13 protein-coding genes are annotated in these 17,350 nt (G+C 41.5%); 6 read left to right on the top strand and 7 right to left on the bottom strand.

Annotated elements, in window-relative coordinates; all coding sequences use genetic code 11:
• Complete coding sequence (gene thrS, locus DUL71_RS09985; RefSeq protein WP_114937948.1) at positions 1-1,926, bottom strand: threonine--tRNA ligase; 1,926 nt, start codon at positions 1,924-1,926, stop codon at positions 1-3.
• Between the two features lie 208 nt (positions 1,927-2,134).
• Positions 2,135-4,738, bottom strand: coding sequence for a M1 family metallopeptidase (locus DUL71_RS32515; RefSeq protein ID WP_161964408.1), 2,604 nt, complete (start codon positions 4,736-4,738; stop codon positions 2,135-2,137).
• 214 nt (positions 4,739-4,952) lie between these two features.
• Between DUL71_RS32515 and DUL71_RS09995 the strand changes: the two genes are divergently transcribed.
• From DUL71_RS09995 to rseP, 6 genes are all read left to right on the top strand, one after another.
• Positions 4,953-5,903 carry a glycosyltransferase family 2 protein gene (locus DUL71_RS09995; RefSeq protein WP_114937949.1) on the top strand — a complete coding sequence of 317 codons (951 nt, stop codon included), beginning with the start codon at positions 4,953-4,955 and terminating at the stop codon, positions 5,901-5,903.
• A gap of 95 nt (positions 5,904-5,998) precedes the next feature.
• Positions 5,999-6,967, top strand: coding sequence for a glycosyltransferase family 2 protein (locus DUL71_RS10000; protein ID WP_114937950.1), 969 nt, complete (start codon positions 5,999-6,001; stop codon positions 6,965-6,967).
• Positions 6,968-6,972: 5 nt separating this feature from the next.
• A complete protein-coding gene (locus tag DUL71_RS10005; RefSeq protein ID WP_114937951.1) occupies positions 6,973-7,749 on the top strand; it encodes a glycerophosphoryl diester phosphodiesterase membrane domain-containing protein in 777 nt (258 codons plus the stop codon).
• Position 7,750: 1 nt separating this feature from the next.
• On the top strand, positions 7,751-9,250 hold the full coding sequence (locus DUL71_RS10010) for a GH3 auxin-responsive promoter family protein (protein WP_114938525.1): 1,500 nt from the start codon (positions 7,751-7,753) through the stop codon (positions 9,248-9,250).
• Positions 9,251-9,256: 6 nt separating this feature from the next.
• Entirely contained in the window at positions 9,257-10,444 is a 1,188-nt protein-coding gene (locus DUL71_RS10015; RefSeq protein ID WP_244228731.1) for a 1-deoxy-D-xylulose-5-phosphate reductoisomerase, read from the top strand.
• 21 nt (positions 10,445-10,465) lie between these two features.
• Positions 10,466-11,800 (top strand): RIP metalloprotease RseP, encoded by a 1,335-nt coding sequence (gene rseP, locus DUL71_RS10020; RefSeq protein WP_114937952.1) that lies wholly within the window; start codon positions 10,466-10,468, stop codon positions 11,798-11,800.
• A 110-nt stretch (positions 11,801-11,910) separates the two neighbouring features.
• Here the strand turns inward: rseP and DUL71_RS10025 are convergent, their stop codons facing one another.
• The 5 genes from DUL71_RS10025 to DUL71_RS10045 form a co-directional block, all read right to left on the bottom strand.
• Positions 11,911-12,477 carry a DUF4199 domain-containing protein gene (locus DUL71_RS10025; protein ID WP_114937953.1) on the bottom strand — a complete coding sequence of 189 codons (567 nt, stop codon included), beginning with the start codon at positions 12,475-12,477 and terminating at the stop codon, positions 11,911-11,913.
• Between the two features lie 148 nt (positions 12,478-12,625).
• Positions 12,626-13,204: a DUF4199 domain-containing protein gene (locus DUL71_RS10030; protein ID WP_114937954.1), complete on the bottom strand. Its 579-nt coding sequence runs from the start codon at positions 13,202-13,204 to the stop codon at positions 12,626-12,628.
• 9 nt (positions 13,205-13,213) lie between these two features.
• Positions 13,214-13,882: a hypothetical protein gene (locus DUL71_RS10035; protein ID WP_114937955.1), complete on the bottom strand. Its 669-nt coding sequence runs from the start codon at positions 13,880-13,882 to the stop codon at positions 13,214-13,216.
• 7 nt (positions 13,883-13,889) lie between these two features.
• Complete coding sequence (locus DUL71_RS10040) at positions 13,890-15,140, bottom strand: dihydroorotase (RefSeq protein ID WP_114937956.1); 1,251 nt, start codon at positions 15,138-15,140, stop codon at positions 13,890-13,892.
• 32 nt (positions 15,141-15,172) lie between these two features.
• Entirely contained in the window at positions 15,173-17,221 is a 2,049-nt protein-coding gene (locus DUL71_RS10045; protein ID WP_114937957.1) for a BatA domain-containing protein, read from the bottom strand.
• Positions 17,222-17,350 lie beyond the last annotated feature (129 nt).

Below are 17,350 nucleotides of genomic sequence, written 5' to 3' on the forward strand. Positions count from 1 at the left end.
TTATACTGTTATTTCTTTAGTTATCTGTTCTTTAAAATCTTCAATGCTCATACTTCCCAAATCACCGGTACCATGTTTACGTACAGAAACCTGCCCTTCAGCAGCCTCTTTTTCGCCTACAACCAGCATATAAGGGATTTTTTTAACTTCAGCATCACGTATCTTTCTGCCTATTTTCTCGTCCCTGAAGTCGATTAGCCCGCAAATATCGGAATCTTTTAATATATCAGAAACTTTTTTTGCATATTCTTCATATTTTTCTGATATAGGAAGTATAATGAACTGTTCGGGGGATAACCACAGCGGGAAATTACCTGCACAATGCTCAATTAATACCGCTATAAAGCGTTCCATAGAACCAAAGGGGGCCCTGTGGATCATTACCGGGCGGTGCTTTTGATTATCGCTGCCTGTATACTCCAGTTCAAAGCGCTCAGGCAGGTTATAGTCAACCTGGATAGTACCTAATTGCCATTTACGGCCAAGAGCATCCTTCACCATAAAGTCGAGCTTAGGGCCGTAAAACGCGGCCTCACCGTACTCAACAACAGTTGGCAAACCTTTTTCCGCGGCTGCTTCAATGATAGCGTTTTCGGCTAATGCCCAATTTTCATCGCTGCCGATGTATTTGGCCCTGTTTTCAGGATCACGTAATGATACCTGCGCAATGTAATTATCAAAGCCTAAAGCCTTAAATACATACAAAACCAGGTCAATAACTTTTTTAAACTCATCCTTTACCTGGTCAGGGCGGCAAAATAAGTGGGCATCATCCTGAGTAAAGCCACGTACACGTGTCAAACCGTGTAGCTCGCCACTTTGCTCGTAACGGTACACAGTACCAAACTCAGCAAAACGAACCGGCAGGTCTTTGTATGAACGCGGTTTTGTTTTATAGATCTCGCAGTGGTGCGGGCAGTTCATTGGTTTTAAGAAGAACTCCTCTCCTTCCTGCGGTGTTTTTATCGGCTGAAACGAATCGGCGCCATATTTCTCGTAGTGACCTGATGTTACATACAGGTTTTTATGACCGATATGCGGCGTAATTACCTGCTCGTAACCGGCTTTTACCTGTGCTTTTTGTAAAAAGTTTACCAGGCGTTCGCGCAAAGCTGTGCCTTTAGGTAACCACAATGGCAAGCCCATGCCTACCTTTTCTGAAAAAGCAAACAGCTCCAATTCTTTACCTAATTTGCGGTGATCGCGCTTTTTAGCTTCTTCGATCATGTGCAGATATTCGGTAAGTTCGCTGGCTTTAGGGAAAGTAACACCGTAAATACGGGTTAACTGCTTGCGTGTTTCATCACCACGCCAGTATGCGCCGGCAAGGCTCATCAGCTTAACCGCTTTTATAAAGCCTGTGTTAGGGATGTGCGGCCCACGGCACAAGTCGGTAAAGTTACCTTGTGTGTAAAAAGTGATAGCGCCATCTGGCAGGTCCTTGATTAGGTCAAGCTTGTACTCATCACCTTTTTCAGTAAAATACTCAATAGCATCTGCTTTGCTGACAGGCTTGCGGATGTACTCTTCTTTGGTTTTAGCAAGTTCAATCATTTTATCCTCGATCTGCTTGAACTCGTCAGAAGATAAAACCTTGTCGCCAAAATCAACATCGTAATAAAAGCCGGTTTCAATTGCCGGACCGATACCAAATTTTGTACCCGGATAAAGAGCTTCTAAAGCCTCGGCCATTAAGTGGGCTGATGAATGCCAGAAAGTTGATTTACCATCGGCATCGTTCCAGGTTAATAATTTAACATGGGCGTCCTGCTCAATTGGGCGACTTGCGTCCCAAACCCGGCCATCAACTTCGGCTGCTAATACGTTACGTGCTAAACCTTCAGAAATCGACTGGGCGATTTGCATAGAAGAGATCCCTTTGTCATACTGACGAACGGAACCATCGGGAAGTGTAATGTTAATCATCTACAACTATGATTTTAAATTTATAAAATTACGTTTAAACGGTCACCTACAAAGTGACCCTCATTTTGTGGGTACAAAAATAGAATTTTAAATAGCAATTAGCATCACAGCTATTTCAATTTTTATCGAAGGGTATAAAAAATGGGATATCTCTACTTCATATCAATTGAAATAAAGATATCCCACCAGATTTAATGAGGCATCTAAACTATCTGAAAGCCTCGTTTGAGGGATTGGAGTTAACCGATGTTTCCTTAACCTTAAACTCAACAGGCTGCCCAACCAAAATAGTTTTTATCGAGAAAGGGATCTTAATACCTCCATTTATACCCTCATAGTTACCATATTCAACAGCTAATTCATTTGCACCTTCAATGGTTTGTTTGAGTTTTAATCCTGTTTTCTGGCTGTAATAATTATGAATATGGATATCGGTACCTATGTTAACGTCAACCTCATAAGCAAGTTCATTGTTCACTACCCGTAAAATAGGCTGCAGGGTCATATTTTGATTTATGCGTTCGTAGTCAAGCTCTGGAAACGGGCGGCTTTTAAGTTTAACTAATTTTTTGCCGGCATCATCAAGTTGCACGTCCCTGTTAACCTGTTTTGCTTTAATGCTATCGCCATTGAGCGTAACATGCGATACAACAAGGTTATTGTATGAAGGTACCATTGCTTCCTGGAAATATTTATCAGGCATTTTGTAGCGGGTCACCAGTTGAACTTCCGCGCCTTGTATTGTACCAATTGCGGATGTTTGCAAATCGCGAACATTCTTCAATTTTTCGGCGCCGCCAATAGCATCTAAATAGGCTTTAATAACAGAGCCAGCAGTTGTACCCTGAGGAACCGGCAGACCGCTGTATGAGTTATTTTCGGGATTAATATCCGGCAAGGTATGGTCAGGGTCAATAGTTGCAAAGGCAATTTTTGAAGTTGACTTATACGGGAATGTCCAGGTATCTCCACGCTGCCAGATCTCGGCCGGAAGTTTTACAACACCAATTTTTCCGTTCTCTTCTTTGATTGTTATTGTGACAGGCAATGCCATTTCTTCGAGGTTCTCGATAGTGATCATAGCGCCTTTTGAAGCATCATTATCCGGATAGGAAATATCCTTTATGCCCTGATCAAGTTTCCAGGTGGTAAAAAACCACTCGTTCCAAAACCAGCTCAGGTCTTCGCCCGCTGCGTTATCCATCGTATGGAAAAAATCCCATGGCGTTGGGTGTTTAAAAGCCCAGCGTTTAATATAGGTTTTAAAAGCATAATCAAACCGTTCTTCACCTAATATCTGTTCGCGTAAAATTGCCAAACCTAAGGCCGGCTTCTCGTAAGCGGCTACGGCTAAAAAATCCTCCTGAATTACATCAGGCGTATTCATGATAGCCTCTGCACCGGGAGCAAACAAATAGCTGGCACTTTTTTGCTGATCGGGTTTCTCGTAGTACTCGCCTTTATTGAATACTTTGGTATCTACGTTATTTATAAACGTGTTAAAGCCCTCGTCCATCCAGGCGTATTTACGTTCGTTCGAACCAACAATCATCGGGAACCAGTTGTGGCCAAATTCATGATTGGTAACCTCCCACAAACCTCCGTTTTGGTTGTTTGACCCGCAAAATACGATGCCTGGGTACTCCATCCCTCCTACAATACCTGCCACATTGGTTGCAACGGGATAAGTATATTCAAACCACTTGTCGCTGTACAGTTCAATCGCTCCTTTAACATATTCGGTTGAGCGTCCGTATGAATCATTTCCCTTTGCTTCAACAGGATAAACAGATTGCGCAAGCGCTTTTTTTCCACTTGGCAAATTGATCCGGGCAGCATCCCAGATAAATGCCTTTGAAGCGGCCCATGCTACATCACGTGCATTTTTGCAAACGAAATGCCACGTAAGCACTGGCTTTTTAGGATAATCATTATTACGTATAATATCTGTTGAATCCTTAATAGTAACCGTTTTATCGCTCTTTCTGGCTTCGACCAAACGATTCATTGTGTTTGGCGATAGTACTTCTGCCGGGTTAACAAGTTCACCCGATCCTGCTACAACCAAACTCGCTGGAGCTGTGATGCTATAGTCGAAGTTGCCATACTCCAGGTAAAACTCACTTGCACCAAGGTAAGGAATAGTATTCCAACCCGTTACATCGTCATAAACTTCCATGCGGGGATACCATTGCGCAATTTCATAGATCCAGCCGTTTTTGGTATGCTGTCGCCCCATCCTGTCTGTGCCATATTCCGGCACGTCAAAAGCGTAATCAATCTTAATTTGCAATTTGCTACCGGCCGCACGCAGGGAGTCTTTCAATTTGATCTGCATGCGGGTATCCGTGATCAGGTAATCGGCTTTCAGGGTTTTACCTTTATTGATGACGTAAACAGATTTTATTTCGGCACCTTTTGTATATGATTTGTTCACGAATCTGCCACCCGAAACATTACTTGTAGCTTCGGCACGTGAATCTTCCTTGTATATATTCTGATCTACCTGGAGCCATAAAAAACCAAGCGCATCTGGACTGTTATTAGTATAAGTAATTAATGTAGTTCCTTCAATGCGGTGTTTAACGGTATCAAGCGTAACGTCAAGCTTATAATCGGCCCGGTTTTGCCAGTATTTAGGGCCAGGGGCTCCACTGGCCGATCTGAACTCGTTCCCTCTTTCGGGATAAAACATGGGGTTAAATACTTTATGCTGATCATACTTAGGGGTAGCCTGATCTGCATTTTGCGCTTTTAATCTACCGGCATAAAAGCCTAAAAACAATAGCAACGCGGCTTCGTAGAATTTCATTAACTGTGTTTTAATTGTGAGGGAAAGATATTAAAATATATTTGAGTTGAAACGTAATTGCTTGGTTACGTAGTATCCAACATACTTTTTTATAGTGATAATGAATAAACTATTTATGCAAATAACACCGTTAATACATTGTTGCAAACCATTCCCTATTTTTTATATTTTTGCGGATGATTTTCGGCATATACCGTTAATCGCAGCCCAATAAATGGATATATCAGTTGTAGTACCTCTTTACGATGAAGTAGAGTCGTTACCGGAGTTAACCTCATGGATTAGCCGGGTGATGGATGAAAACCGTTTTACTTACGAGATAATTTTGGTTGACGATGGCAGCAAGGACGGATCATGGGAAATGATCAGGAAGCTGCAAACGGGAAACCCTTTCATCAAAGGCATTAAGTTCAGGCGTAATTATGGTAAGTCGGCAGCCTTAAATACGGGCTTTATAGCTTCCAAGGGCAACGTAGTGATTACTATGGATGCCGATCTGCAAGACAGCCCGGATGAAATTCCGGAGTTGTACCGCCGCATAGTTGAAGAAAAGTACGATCTTATTTCGGGCTGGAAAGCTAAAAGGCATGACCCTTTAAGCAAAACCATACCAACAAAATTATTCAATGCGGCCACCCGCAGCATGAGCGGCATCCACAATCTTCATGATTTCAATTGCGGTTTGAAGGCTTATCGTGGCACCGTTGTAAAAAACATTGAGGTGTATGGAGAAATGCACCGTTATATTCCGGTGATTGCCAAGTGGGCCGGATTTACTAAAATTGGTGAGCAGGTTGTTGAACACCGACCACGCAAGTACGGTAAAACCAAATTTGGCCTGAGCCGTTTCATCAACGGTTTTCTGGATCTGCTTTCGATATTTTTTGTTGGTAAATTTGGTAAGCGTCCTATGCACTTTTTTGGCACCATGGGCACCTTAAGCTTTTTTACCGGTTTGGTAATGGCTATCTGGATCATTGCCGAAAAGCTTTACAACATAGCGCACAACTTAAAATACAGGGATGTAACCACCAGTCCGCTGTTTTATATAGCGCTGGTAGCTATCATCTTAGGATCTCAATTGTTTTTAACCGGCTTTGTGGCCGAACTGGTATCGCGCAGCGCAAGCGAACGCAACCACTATCAAATTGAAGAAACAATTTAATTGGATTTGAGATGTTAGATATGAGATTTGAGACTTATTAAATATTTGCCCTCGTCTCATATCTAACATCTCAAATCTCACATCTATCTAAAAACATGTTTTTTTCCATCATCATTCCATTATATAACCGCCCGCAGGAGATTAAAGAACTGCTGGAAACCCTCACCTTGCAAACCTATCGCAATTTTGAGGTTTTGGTTATCGAGGATGGTTCTGTAAATGATGCTGAAGCCATAGTAAACACTTTTGCCGATAAGCTTAACCTCCGATATTTCAAAAAGCAAAATGAAGGCCAGGGCTTTACCCGCAACTTTGGTTTTGAACGCGCTAAAGGTGATTATTTTGTAATTTTTGATTCGGATTGTTTAATCCCTTCCGACTATTTGCAAATTGTAAATGATTCGCTGGCAAAAAACTATCTTGACGCTTATGGCGGACCGGATGGCGCGCACGCATCTTTTACACCTACCCAAAAAGCCATAAGCTATTCCATGACCTCGCCTTTTACCACAGGCGGCATCCGCGGTAATAAAAAAGGTATCGGTCAGTTTCACCCGCGTAGCTTTAACATGGGAGTTTCAAGACAGGCCTGGGAAAAAGCCGGCGGCTTCATTATTACCCGACTGGGCGAGGATATTGAATACAGCATCCGCATCCATTCATTAGGCTTTAAGATCGGACTGATTCCTGATGCTATTGTTTATCATAAACGGCGTACTAACTTTTACCAATTTTACAAACAACTGCACTTTTTTGGCAGGGCGCGCATCAACATCTCTAAGTTTTTTCCGCAGGAGCTAAAATTGGTTCATTTTTTCCCAGCGGCTTTTACCATAGGGGTTATCCTTACTATTATATTAAACCTGTTGGGCTCGACATTAGCAGCAATAGGTAATTTTATATTATTGATTTTCACTTTGTTAATATTTTTCCATGCCTGGTGGAAAAATAAATCGGTAAAAATCGCATTTTTGAGCATTGTAGCTGCCTTCACACAACTTATTGCCTACGGGTTAGGATTTATACAGGATTTTTGGAAGCGGAAAGTTTTAAGTAGATCATAAGCAATATGTACCACACCTTTTCTGTAGCGGAAACCATTAAAACCGCATGGAATATTTTAAAAAGAAATTTTGTACCGCTGGTGGTTTACTCGATCATATCGTTGTTTATAAACGAGTTTGTTGAGTTTTTAAAAGCGTTCATCATCGATAACGATGACCGTTTTATTGAGATGGGCTTTGTAATTGTACAAATGATAGTACAATGTTTTATTGGTCTAAGCTTTTACAAACTGATACTGACCCTCATCGACAAAGAATATTACGAATTTGACTTTAAAGACATTTTGCCAACGTTCAAAATGACATTCAATTTCGTAATCATCGGGATAATGACCGCTTTCTTTGTAGCAGCGCTGGTTTTTCTATACGTATTGGCTAAACGTAACATTGGATACGACAGCGTTTTTGAGGTTATTGAGCTGTTGTTTATTATGTATATAAGTCTCAGGTGCATCTTTTGCATCTGTTTTATTGTTGATGACGATTCATCTCCTATCGAATCGCTGCGTCAAAGTTTTGAAATCACCAAAGACAATTTCTTTAAAACTTTAGGCGTTTTCGCCATTATCATATTGATATTGGTTGCTGTATTGCTGCCGGTTGTGATTACCATGGGGCTGTTTGGTTTCGATCAGGAAAAGGACGGTTTTGCATTCAGGCTTGCATTTTACTGCTGGTTTATTCTTTGCTTTCCGTTTACCCAAGTGATAATAATGGTTACTTACCGCAAACTGGTTTATAGCCACCAGGATGTGGATGATGACCTATCTGAAACCAATTAAAATGGGACTTAAATCTGCATTAAGTAAGGTGTTTGCTTCCCTCGTTAACCGGGAATTAAATAAGATTCGGAAAAACGCGGTTCCATTGCAGCAAAAAGCGTTTACAGACCTGGTACATGCTGCAAAAAGCACCAGCTTTGGTAAAGACCATCAATTTGAAAAGATCAACAACTACGAAGACTTTAAGCGCTTGGTGCCTGTACATGATTACGAGGACCTTCGCCCATATATCGATCGTGTAGTTAACGGTGAAGAAAATGTGTTATGGCCGGGCAAACCAGCTTACCTGGCTAAAACATCGGGCACAACTTCGGGCGTAAAATATATCCCAATCTCTAAAGAAAGCATGCCCGACCATATCAAAGCTGCGCGCAACGCTTTATTAAGCTATATCCACGAAACAGGCAATGCCGATTTTGTGGATGGTAAGCTGATATTTCTGCAAGGCAGCCCTATTTTAGCCGAAAAACATGGTATCTCAACAGGCCGGCTTTCGGGTATAGTTGCCCATCATGTACCGGGATATCTGCAAAAAAACAGGTTGCCGGGTTACGAAACCAATTGTATTGAAGACTGGGAGCAAAAGGTTGATGCCATTGTAGAGGAAACTTTCAACGAAGATATGCGCCTCATCAGCGGGATTCCGCCGTGGTGCCAGATGTATTTCGACAGGCTTTCGGCTAAGGCAGGCGGCAAAAAAGTAAAAGACATTTTCCCTAACTTTAAGCTTTACGTTTATGGTGGGGTTAATTACGAACCCTACCGTGCCCGCATTGAAGAAAGTATTGGCTTTAAAATCGACTCAATAGAAACCTACCCTGCTTCTGAGGGCTTCATCGCTTTTCAGGATTCGCAAAAAGAGAAAGGGTTACTTCTTTTAGTGGATTCGGGGATCTTTTACGAATTTATACCATCCGAAGAATACTTCAACGAAAACCCAACCCGTATCAATATTAAAGATGTTGAGCTGGATAAAAACTACGCGCTTATCATGAATACCAACGCGGGTTTATGGGGATATAGCATAGGTGACACCATTAAATTTGTTTCTAAAGATCCATACCGAATCGTAGTTACAGGCCGCATTAAACATTATATTTCTGCTTTTGGAGAGCACGTAATAGGCGAAGAAGTGGAATACGCGTTAATGAGCGTAGCCAAAGAAGCAGGAGTTGACGTAGTTGAATTTACCGTTGCACCACAAGTTAATCCTCCGGTTGGGCAATTACCTTACCACGAATGGTTTATTGAGTTCGGCACAGCCCCTGCCGATCTTCATGCTTTCGCCATAAAAGTGGACAAAGCACTCCAGAATAAAAATATTTACTATTTTGACCTGATTGAAGGTAACATTTTACAACCTTTGGTAATCCAAAGCCTGCAAAAAGATGCCTTTATCAATTACATGAGATCGGAAGGTAAACTTGGTGGGCAAAACAAAGTACCGAGGCTTTCAAATGACAGAAAGATAGCCGAAGGATTAAAGAGTTTTATAAAATAAAGATACTTGAGTAACCAAATTAAAAACATTGCCATCCTTGGCTCAACAGGCAGCATCGGTACGCAAACACTTGATGTAATAAGGTGGAACAGCAATTTATTCAGGGCTTTTTTGCTTACAGCGCATTCAAATGCCGCGTTGCTTATTAGCCAGGCTATTGAGTTTATACCGGAATATGCTATTATATGCGATCAGAGCAAATATCAGGAAGTTAAAGAAGCTTTGGCGCACTTGCCTACACAAGTACTTGCCGGCCATCAGGCTATCATTGATACGGTAACTCACCCTGAAATTGCGGTTGTATTAACTGCAATGGTTGGCTTTGCCGGTTTGGAACCTACCATAGCAGCTATTAAAGCCGGTAAAGATATCGCCCTTGCCAATAAAGAAACGCTGGTTGTAGCCGGAGATATCATAACAGCGCTGGCTAAGCAGCATGAAGTTCAGATTTTACCTGTTGATTCAGAACATTCGGCCATATTCCAAAGCCTGGTGGGTGAGGATTATAAATCGATAGAAAAGTTGATTATCACCGCTTCAGGTGGCCCATTCCGGGGGCGCAGCCTCGACTTTTTAGCCAATGTAACCCGTGAAGATGCCCTTAAACATCCCAACTGGGTTATGGGCGCCAAGATCACCATCGACTCGGCTTCCTTAATGAATAAAGGGCTCGAAGTTATTGAGGCTAAATGGCTATTTGATGTTGAAGCAGATCAGATCGAGGTAATAGTTCATCCGCAATCCATTATTCATTCACTGGTACAGTTCAAGGACGGATCTATCAAGGCCCAATTAGGCGTACCCGATATGAAGTTGCCCATACAGTATGCCTTAACTTATCCGGAACGGGTACAAACTAATTTTAAACGCTTCAGCTTTACAGATTATCCAAACCTTACGTTTGAAAAACCGGATATGGAAACTTTCCGTAATCTAAGTTTAGCCTATGCTGCTTTAAGACAGGGAGGTAATATGCCTTGCATCATAAACGCGGCAAATGAAATAGCGGTTGCAGGTTTTCTGGATCGTAAAATCGGCTTTTTAACCATGAGTAGCATCATTGAGGAGTGTATGCAGAAAATTAATTTTATTGCAGCCCCTACCTTAGCCGACTATTTGAATACTGATAAAGAAACACGCATCTTTGCGCAAAATTATATACAGCAATTGCCATCAAAGGCATTACAATTTTAATATTACACATAGAAATAGATAATGAGTATAGTGATCATGGTGGGCCAGCTTATACTGGGCCTTTCAATTTTAATTATCCTGCACGAACTGGGGCATTTCCTGGCGGCACGCGCCTTTGGCATTAAGGTAGAAAAATTCTACCTGTTTTTTGATGCCTGGAACGTGAGCCTTTTTAAATTTACATATAAAGGTGTTGAATATGGCATTGGCTGGCTTCCATTAGGCGGCTACGTTAAAATAGCCGGTATGATTGATGAATCGATGGATACTGAGCAAATGGCAGGCCCTCCACAGCCATGGGAGTTTCGTTCAAAACCCGCATGGCAGCGCCTTATTGTTATGCTTGGCGGTGTTACTGTAAATGTTATACTTGGTATTTTGATATTCTGGGTATTAACCATGCGTTTTGGCGATAGCTATATCCCAAATTCGGCTGCTAAATATGGTATTGTGCCCGGCGAAGTTGGTAAAAAGATTGGCCTTCAGATTGGAGACAAAGTTGTAGCTATAAATGGTAAACCGTTCGAGCGCTTTGATGACCTTACAAGTCCGCAGGTACTGTTGGATAACACGGTATTTACGATACAGCGTGGTGCTCAAACTTTGCAGATCAGCATCCCCCGCACTATTTTAAACGATCTAAATGATCATGATATCGAAGGATTTATCAGCCGTCTGCCGCGTTCTAAATTTGTGGTTGACTCATTAGAGCCGGGCAGCAACGCCGTCAAAGCGGGCCTTAAAAAAGGGGATAGTATTGTTATTGCTAATAATCATTCGATTGTGTTTTGGGATGAATTACAGGCTCAGTTAACCGCTAACAAAGGCAAGCAAATTGATTTGGGCGTAAGGCGGAACCATGAGTTGGTTACTTTAAAAGCGCAAGTTACCCCGGAAGGCAAATTAGGCTTCTACCGTGCAAAATCCGATTTCCCGGACATCAAAACAATTAAATATGGCTTTTTTGAAGCCTTCCCTATTGGAGCAGAAAGAGCCTGGGGCACTTTCAGGGATAATGCCAAAGGCATTGGTAAAATATTTAAAGGAGATGTTAACCCAGGTAAAGCTGTAAGCGGACCAGTAGCAATAGCCAGCCTGTTTGGTGGTACTGTTGATTGGGTTCACTTCTGGACATTGGTAGGCTTCCTTTCGATGGTATTGGCGCTGATGAACCTCTTGCCTATCCCGGCGCTTGATGGCGGTCATGCGGTATTCCTGATCATTGAAATGATAAAGGGCAAGCCACTTAGCGATAAGTTCCTGGAGCGTGCACAAATTGTAGGTTTTGTAATATTGGTGAGCCTTATGGTATTTGTTTTTGGTAACGATATTGTAAAGCTGATCATGAAGAAATAGGGCCAGAGATTAGAGCTTAGAGATTAGTTATCTCTTCAATACCTGTAATAAAGAACAAAAGAGGCCTTTCAAAAATGAAAGGCCTCTTTTGTTCTTTATTTGTTGTTGATTTATACCGTCGGGTCTGATGGTTTTGGCGCGTCAAAATTATCAACCGCGGTATCAAAAGGAGAACGTTCATTTTTAAATACGGCAGCCGAAATTAAACTTACAATTGCACCAAATATGGCATACGCAAAAACCACGCTAACTGTAGCAATAACTGCGAAATACTTGGTTGCTATACCCATCGCGGTATCAATCTGATCTTGTGACATAGTTCCCTTCGCTTCCATTTGCTTCCGCGAAACATCCATTATCTTATCAATCATTTCCGGGCTTAGAATGGTAAAATACACATAAGTGAAAATGGCTATAAATACACCGGTGAAAACAGAATATAAAAAGCCCGATAAAAATCCCTGCCCATAAGTGAGATAACCACCGAGCTGATCTTTAAATTCTTTTTGAGTTAAAAGTAAAAAGGCGATAAACGGCAGATAATTTAGATACTTAATTGATGAGGTTTGGTCAACATTTAAAAATTGAAAAGCGTAAGTAATTACGATAGAAACGATCAAGTTAATTAATGCCCACTTAAGGGCCGGTTGCGATGGACTCGCTTTTTTTACTTCCATGGTACAAGTGTTTAGTGTTTAGTTAAAATTAACCAAATATTTAATATTTATATCACCGATGCCTTTATTTTCAAATCTCGTGAGATCATAAACAAAATAGGCCTTTCAGAATCTGAAAGGCCTATTTTGTTTTACAATAATATCATGCTTAGGACGTGTATCCGACAGGCTCCCGCTTAAAGAAAGCCGCAAAAATTATGGATAGAACAAACAAAAATATAATGCTTATACCTAACGACTGAATTTGCTGCCCTATAGTAATACCTTTTCCAGCTTCAAAACTTTTCTCCATTTCCTTTATTTTGGCGTCGGCTTCCTTTTTTTCCTCAGGTTTTGTAGTGCTATCTTTCAATTTATTCAAAGCGGTAACCATAGCTGTTTTGGTTTTTTGAGCCATCTGAGGTTCTATAGCCTTTGCAAATACCTGATCACGTAGTATAAATATGGTCAGGTTTGAAATGAAAAACATAATGAAAATTCCGGTAGCGGCTTGCCTCATTGTCCAGTATCCGCCTACTTTGTTCCTCAGATTGATGCAAAACAAAGCAGCAATAGCTATCGGAATTATGTATGTAAAAAGTATGGCGCCAACTGTTATTGCTACAGCCGATGCTACACTTACCATAAAATAAAAATAAATAATACTTACCAAAGCCAATATTGCACCTAAAATCAATCCCTTGATAAGTCCTTGTATTTTTATGGTTTTTTCTAATTGTGCGCTCATTTAAGAGGGTTATTGAAAACTAACTAAAATTTCTAAAACTGCCATATCAAACTCTTTATTGATGGCATTATCGGCAATCTCCTTTTTCTCTTCGTCCGACGGATCGATATTTTGGAAAAAGCACATCATTGGGTAAAACAATTCTGCAAGTTCCGAATCTTCCGGAAGGGTTGTAGCTACTTTACTAATTTCAGATACCGGACTTTCAATCAGGATCTGATTTGCGATAACCGGTTCGTAAATACGATACTCGTCCTGAAATTCATCCTCATCAACCAATAAAAACTCTTTTAAGTAGTCTTCCAGTTCCGGCTCAATTTCCTCGTCTTCGCATTCGTTAAGGTACAGTAACAGGTTAAGCAATTCGGTACCGCGGTCAAGTGTTTCTTCTTCAATGCTCTCCCATTCCGGCGTATCAAGGTAATCTTCTTCCAGTTTTTTAACGTCTGCGCTAAAGAAGTTAATCATCAGCAAATCAAAGAAAATCTCGCGCAGCCCCTCTACTTCAGGGTTTTCATCAAAAACCGCGTCAAGTTCATCTACTTTTGATAAAAAATCTTCGTCAGATGCAAATACATCGGCAAACTCATCAGTAAGCTGTGTTGCATCAAAGCTGTTGTATTTTGAAAAGGCCTCAAGCGCTGCTACAAAGGCGATTTCTATTTTTGGATCGATCATAGGTATGTTATTTAAAGATTTGTTGATTGTTGTAAGTTAACAATACTTTGCCTTTTAATTGCTGCCCGATGTAAGGCGAATTTGCAGATTTAGATTTGTTATTAGCTGCGGTATATTCCCATTCGGCGTCAGTGTCGAAAACTATAATATTTGCCTTTTCGCCTTCAGCAATAACCGCTGTTTCTACACCGAGTATTTCACGGGGATTGATCGACAGTTTTTCAACTATCAACTCGGCAGATAAACCCGCTTTCAAAGCTAAAGAAAAAGCTGTCTGCAGGCCAACTATGCCATACTCAGCTACTTCAAACTCCACATCTTTAAATTCAATTTCGTGTGGCGTATGTTGCGATACTATAGCATCTATAGTACCGTCTTCCAGGCCTTTTATCAATGCGGCAACATCATCGGCAGTACGTAACGGAGGTTTAACTTTGTATAAGCTATCAAAGCCTAATAGGGCCTCGTCAGTTAAAACCAGGTGGTGTGCGGCAACATCGCAGGTAACTTCAATACCTTTACGCTTAGCCTCGCGAATTAACTCGACCGAACGGGCGGTTGATATCGTAGTAAAGTGGATCCGTGATACTGTATATTCAGCGAGGTAAAGATCGCGCGCTACCATCAGTTCTTCGGCCAGAGAAGGGATACCCTTCATGCCCAGCAAAGTACTGATCTCGCCCTCATTAACTTTAGCTTTACCAGCTATAGCGGTATCTTCCGGATAAGAAAAAACCAGCGCGTCAAAGCCTTGTGCGTACAGCAAAGCCCTTTCCATTAAACCAGCATCCTGTACGGGGCGGCTACCGTCAGTAAAGGCCTTAGCTCCGCTTTGATACATATCGTACATTTCGGCGAGGTCTTTTCCTTCGCGTTTTTGAGATATGGTTCCCAGTGGATAAACATCCACCAAATTACCTTTTGAACGGTTAAGCAGATATTCCACTTCCGATTTGGATTGCACCGGAGGCTGGGTATTCGGCATCAGTGCTATACCTGTAAAGCCACCCGCCGCGGCAGCAATGGTACCGGAACGGAGGTCTTCTTTGGTTTCAAGGCCCAGCTCGCCTACGTTACAGTTAAGGTCGAAAAAACCGGGCGAAACATATTTGCCTTCGGCATCAAAAAGTTCGGCGTCGGCTTCAATATCTTCGGCTATTTTGGTGATAACACCATTTTCAATTAAAATATCGGCAACTTGTTGATGAAAGGATGATCCGGGATCAAGAATAGTGGCTGATTTGATAAGCAAATTCATTAGCACTGCTTTATGTGTGGATTTGAATCGAACTATACCGCTTGAATAACATCTTGTTTATCAGGCTTATAAAACCTAATTAACAATATTTCTGCAAGCAGGAAGATCAACGCCAAAATTATACAAAGTTTCCATAATTGTGTGCCAAAATTTGATTCGGTAACAACGCTTTTTAATGAACCGTTACCCGCTGTTAATAAGGGCTTTGCATTTGGCAGTAATTTTTCCAAATCTGCTGCCGAAAAATAACTCATGTCAGATTCTGCCCGGTTATCATTAAAAGCAAGCATGGCCAGTGTACTGTCCTGTTTCCGGAGCGAATAAATTCCGGGAGAGTTTAATTGATCCGAAACATATAACAGTGTACTTCCCTCCTGCTGTTTTACATCAGGAATAATGCTTTGATCGCCTTTAGTAAGTTTAAGCAATTGTTTTTCGGTAGTTTGGACTGGCGGAACTTCAAAATTTTCGTCGGCGCCGAGGGTATAAAACAAAGGCTGATCATGCCCGCTTAACAAGGCCATCCTGAAAAGCATCGGTACAAACAAAGCATGCCTTGGCAAACTGCTAAAATCTTCATCAAGCGGCACAGCGCATACATAAACATTTCCTCTTCCGTTACTGTAACCTGTCCAAAATGGTTCACCGGTAGCCAGGTTCATCAAGCTTTCCTGTTTGGCACCGCTTTTACTTAGCTGATAATATCTTTTAACCAGCGGCAGGTCCGGATTTTGAGGGAAATTCTCAAATACGTTTTTAAACACCTGGCTTTGCCTGTTGATAGAGGCTACTTTTACATCCTGGGTCACCAGCTTTTCAGGATACCCCGCATTTAATGCCAGCAAAAAAGACTTGTAATTAGCAAGATCGGCATCAGCCGACGGAAATACAACCAGCGTACCTCCTTTCGACACATAAGTTCTTAATTGTTGAACCAGACCGGTAGCTATCGTTTTAACATCGCTGACAATAACTATGGGATAGGTATTAAGTGCCGCGTAATCAACGTTACCGTCGGCTACCCGGTTTGCAGCAAAAAAGGCGTCGGAAGCAAAAACCGCCTTCAGATAGGGATTTGGAGTACCGCCGTCTATCAATAAAACAGACATTTGCTGCTTTACATTGAAGCTGAAATAAAACTGGTTATCAAAGGTAACCGGGTTATCCTGCAATTGAATTTCACCTCGTTGCCACCCAGCTTTTAAGCCCGAAAATGATAAGGTATCGTTTTGCGCCTCGTGCGAGTTTATGCTGAAGCTTCCAAGCGCTTTTTGTTCCCCGTTGACCAGGATCTTCAATGGAATCTTTTCGGCTTTTTCAGTAGCATAGTTATGCAGGCGTACAACCAGTTTCTCATTTTCGCCCGGGCGATGTACCGCACTTAGTAGCCAGGCTGAATCTACTGCAACATTAGGCAAATTTCCCGCTTTAAGTTGAACCAGATTAACTGAGATGTTACTATCAATTTTTACAGGTTTATCATTTTTATTTTTCTGGAAATCAGAAATGATGAAGATCGATTTTAACCCGTCCGCTTGATTTTCCAATAAGTTTTCCTGCCTGCTGACTACCTGTTGCAGGTTTCGGCTTTGCGGACTAAGCTTTACCGCATCTACAGCATCATTAAATTCATCGCGGCTCAGCAGTCGTTGATGTTTACCTTCAAAATCCTGCGTGAGCAATTGGAACCGGTCATTGATATTGTAGGCCGAAGCTATTTCCTTGGCCCTCCGTTTAGCTTCATCAAGTAATGAACCTTCGCGGTTAAGCGTTTGCATGGAGTATGAATTATCCACAAATATGCTAATCACTTGTTGTTTCCCCGTGTTAGCGTTCTGAGCACCGGGAATATAAGGGCGGGCAAACGCCAGGATCAGGAACAGCAAAGCAAGTAAACGCGAAGCCAGGACCAGCCGCTCTTTTAAATTGCGACGTGATGCCTGCTGCTCCTGTACCTCCTTTAAAAACTGAACATTACTGAAGTATACTTTTTTGTACTTACGAAAGTTGAACAGGTGGATCACAACCGGTATAGCGAGGCTCAATAACGCGAATAAAAAAGCAGGATATAAAAAATACATATTTTATATAGGTGGTTGTGCTATTTACAAATGTGGTAATTAATTTTTTAAATATGCAGCTATGGTGATTTCATTTAAACTGCGGGATATTTCTATTAATAGTAATCGTTTAAAGCGATAACATTATTA

The sequence above is a fragment of the Mucilaginibacter endophyticus genome, assembly GCF_003351025.1.
Lineage (GTDB): Bacteria > Bacteroidota > Bacteroidia > Sphingobacteriales > Sphingobacteriaceae > Mucilaginibacter > Mucilaginibacter endophyticus.